4 protein-coding genes are annotated in these 2,841 nt (G+C 42.2%); 2 read left to right on the top strand and 2 right to left on the bottom strand.

The features are described from left to right. Positions 1–215: 215 nt before the first annotated feature. Together BUB55_RS13680 and BUB55_RS14810 are read right to left on the bottom strand one after the other, a co-directional pair. Entirely contained in the window at positions 216–905 is a 690-nt protein-coding gene (locus BUB55_RS13680) for a hypothetical protein (protein WP_073192429.1), read from the bottom strand. Between the two features lie 94 nt (positions 906–999). Continuing rightward, positions 1,000–1,179, bottom strand: a complete 180-nt coding sequence (locus BUB55_RS14810) for a hypothetical protein (RefSeq protein WP_073192431.1) — start codon at positions 1,177–1,179, stop codon at positions 1,000–1,002. 458 nt (positions 1,180–1,637) lie between these two features. Here BUB55_RS14810 and BUB55_RS14415 point away from each other — a divergent pair, with 458 nt between their 5' ends. Together BUB55_RS14415 and BUB55_RS13670 are read left to right on the top strand one after the other, a co-directional pair. Further along, a complete protein-coding gene (locus BUB55_RS14415) occupies positions 1,638–1,796 on the top strand; it encodes a hypothetical protein (RefSeq protein WP_159432006.1) in 159 nt (52 codons plus the stop codon). 296 nt (positions 1,797–2,092) lie between these two features. Continuing rightward, positions 2,093–2,794, top strand: a complete 702-nt coding sequence (locus tag BUB55_RS13670; RefSeq protein ID WP_073192427.1) for a hypothetical protein — start codon at positions 2,093–2,095, stop codon at positions 2,792–2,794. Positions 2,795–2,841 lie beyond the last annotated feature (47 nt).

The raw sequence follows: 2,841 nt of genomic DNA, 5'->3' as shown, positions 1-2,841 counted from the left end.
GAAAAGAGCATGAAACTACTTGACAATGAAGCGCTAATAGCCTAGATTTACACCAGTTGGAGACCTGGATTTTCAACTAAAAAAGGGACAAATTCCGCAGGGGCGGGCCCTCCCGGCCCTTCGGGCTTCGATCTCCCCTAAAGGGGACCATAGCCACTAAGGCAACAAGTTGCCAAGTGGCTGGAGGCCTAACGCGGAATGCGGGAAACAAAACGCTACACAACACTAATTTCAAGCATTCCATTTAAATCAGCCGACTTGCAGGATTGAGCGATATCAGACAAATCACCAACTTCAAGAGTTACATAATCATTAACAGCGTCCTTTTTTCGCAACAAGAAGCGAAACTCTCTTTGATACGAGAACTCTCTTCTTTTTCGGAACGCAATTTTGGGGTATTCATCCAAAACTTTATCCTTGGCGAAATCGTAATAATTCACAGGGCCCATGGCAAAATCAAGATTCTCTTTCAAGGCGGCCTTTTTCAATCTTTCAACAAATAATTCCATACGCGGAATCGCAACCGCATGTTCGCCATAATTAATCATTTTTTCAGAAAACAATACGTCCCGTTTCAAATCTTCCAAAGAAGCGTACTTCTTTTGCGAATCAAATCTAATCGTCGAAAAGCACATTATATAGCTTTTCAAAACATCTTCATTATAACAAATTGACACAGGACCAGCTAGATCTTTCAATTCCAGCTGACCAAAAAAAACTTTTATTGAATTAGGCTGAAATATTTTGCAACATTCATAAGGATCATTTTGCTTAAAACTATCAGAAGCTTCCGCTCTCCGAAAATAATTCAAAGAATTAAAGTGCAGATGACCCTTTAAAAAATCATCGCGATACGTTTCACAACTGAAAAACTTGAATAAACCTCTACACATTTTAATCTCCATTAATGGTTAAATATACATTCCCATTTTGTCAAAAAATGACAAAATAGACCCTTTTTCAAGAAAACATCCCCTTCCGTGGGTGGCGACGGAGTCGTCACTCACGGGTTTCTCCCCCCCCCCCCTTAAATGGCGCACCATTTTGCTTGACGTCCATAAAGCGGCCCGTTTCGGCATTACGCTTTACAAACTGCTGCGTCCTCGGATTAAAGGTTTGGGAACGGGAGCGGACCGCTCCATTCCTATGATTGTCTCCAGATGGCGGATTTGTCGCCATATTGACCTCCTTTCTTATGCTGACAACATCGTCAGGCATTTAAACAAAAAAAAGCTTTTCCACATCAAAAAAGTCATTTTTATGAAATTCTTATAAATTCAGTGTTATTTATCCCGTTTCCAAGCGGCAGGGAATTCTCGCCTACCCCATGACATACCATCCTTGGTTAAATGTTTATGGTTTCCCGCCGTGATTACACAAACCTTAGCGAGGTTTAGACCACCCTCCTGCATTGGAGAAACGTCTCTCATTTATATTATAGCGAGCAACTGGTACATCACCGGGCAAAAATGCAGCTCGGTTGGGATAAAAAAGTCCACCAGCCAGTGATTTATTGCCCTTTTTGAGCGAATTTAACCAATTTAGGATGCCAACCTTGTAAGAATAATTTTACAAAAATCGCCCAATATCGTGACCAGATTTGGTTCGCCGAGAAGGGCAAGCCCCACGAAGCGACGGTGCTAAAGCGGCTTAGCGAAATCGAGATGAGCGACGAGGGCGAATTCCGCAAGGTCCGCAGGGACAGGATTTTCGAAAAGGACTACTTCGACAAGAAATACGGAGCCCTGCCGGAGGTCAGCGACGGTTTCGACTTGATCGAGGCCATGAAGGGGTAAGGGCGATCCCTGCCACTTTTTCGTCATCCCCGCGAAGGCGGGGATCCACTTGCGGTCCGTGGCAGGGCCGGGCTCTCGCGGCACGAAGCCGTGGCGTCACCCCACGGCTTCCCCGCCTAGAGGGCCGAGCGCGGGACACCAGCGGCCCTCCCGGCCCTTCGGGCTTCGATTCCTAACGCAAAAAAGCCACACAATCATTAAGCAATTCCGCAATAAAATCACCCAAACTAAACTTTTTTGATTATTATTATGGGAACACCTTATTTGATTTCTGAATTCCCCAAAGGATACGCAACATGATTCAAGCAAACTGGGATATTTTTAACGCCAAGTTTACCAATGGCAAAGAAAAGGCGTTTGAATGGCTGTGCTATCTTCTTTTTTGTCGAAAGTATAATAAACCCGAGGGGCTCCCCGCATACTTGAATCAATCAGGTATCGAAACCGACACCATAAATTATGGGAGCGACGTTATCGGTTGGCAAGCGAAATATTATTCAAATACGCTATCAAAAGAATCCAAGAAAATTGAAAAAACTTTAAAAGATATACGCAAGAATTATCCAAATCTGACCATCTTAGTCTTTTATACGAATTCAGAATGGGCTCAATCAAATGGAAAAGTTCCCAAAGGCAAAATAACTACTGAATCCTTAGCAAAAAAATTAAACATCAAAATTGAGTGGCATACGAAATCCTTTTTTGATTCTGATTTCGTATGCATTCAAAACGCAGATATTGCGTCATTTTTCTTTGAACAAAAATGCATTCTTGAAGACATTCATAAAAATGTGCAGTTTCATAACAATTCAATTTTGCAAAGTATAAAGAATACAATATCATATAATGGATTAAAATACAAAATAGACCGAACCCCCTTTTTTAGTTCCATAAACAACTCAGGAAAAGACCTCATCGTGATTTCTGGCGAGGCCGGTGTTGGGAAATCTGAATTTGTCCCTTTTTTAGTTGAAAATCCAGGTCTCCAACTGGTGTAAATCTAGGCTATTAGCGCTTCATTGTCAAGTAGTTTCATGCTCTTTTC

Origin of the sequence: Fibrobacter sp. UWP2, from assembly GCF_900141705.1 — a bacterium.
Lineage (GTDB): Bacteria > Fibrobacterota > Fibrobacteria > Fibrobacterales > Fibrobacteraceae > Fibrobacter.
Note: the sequence above shows the minus strand (reverse complement) of the source record. Positions and strands in the feature narration are given on the sequence as shown.

Coding starts and splice junctions, on each gene's coding strand:
- BUB55_RS14810 (WP_073192431.1), bottom strand. CDS start 1,179: ATGGCGACAAATCCGCCATCTGGAGACAATCATAGGAATGGAGCGGTC.
- BUB55_RS13680 (WP_073192429.1), bottom strand. CDS start 905: ATGGAGATTAAAATGTGTAGAGGTTTATTCAAGTTTTTCAGTTGTGAA.
- BUB55_RS13670 (WP_073192427.1), top strand. CDS start 2,093: ATGATTCAAGCAAACTGGGATATTTTTAACGCCAAGTTTACCAATGGC.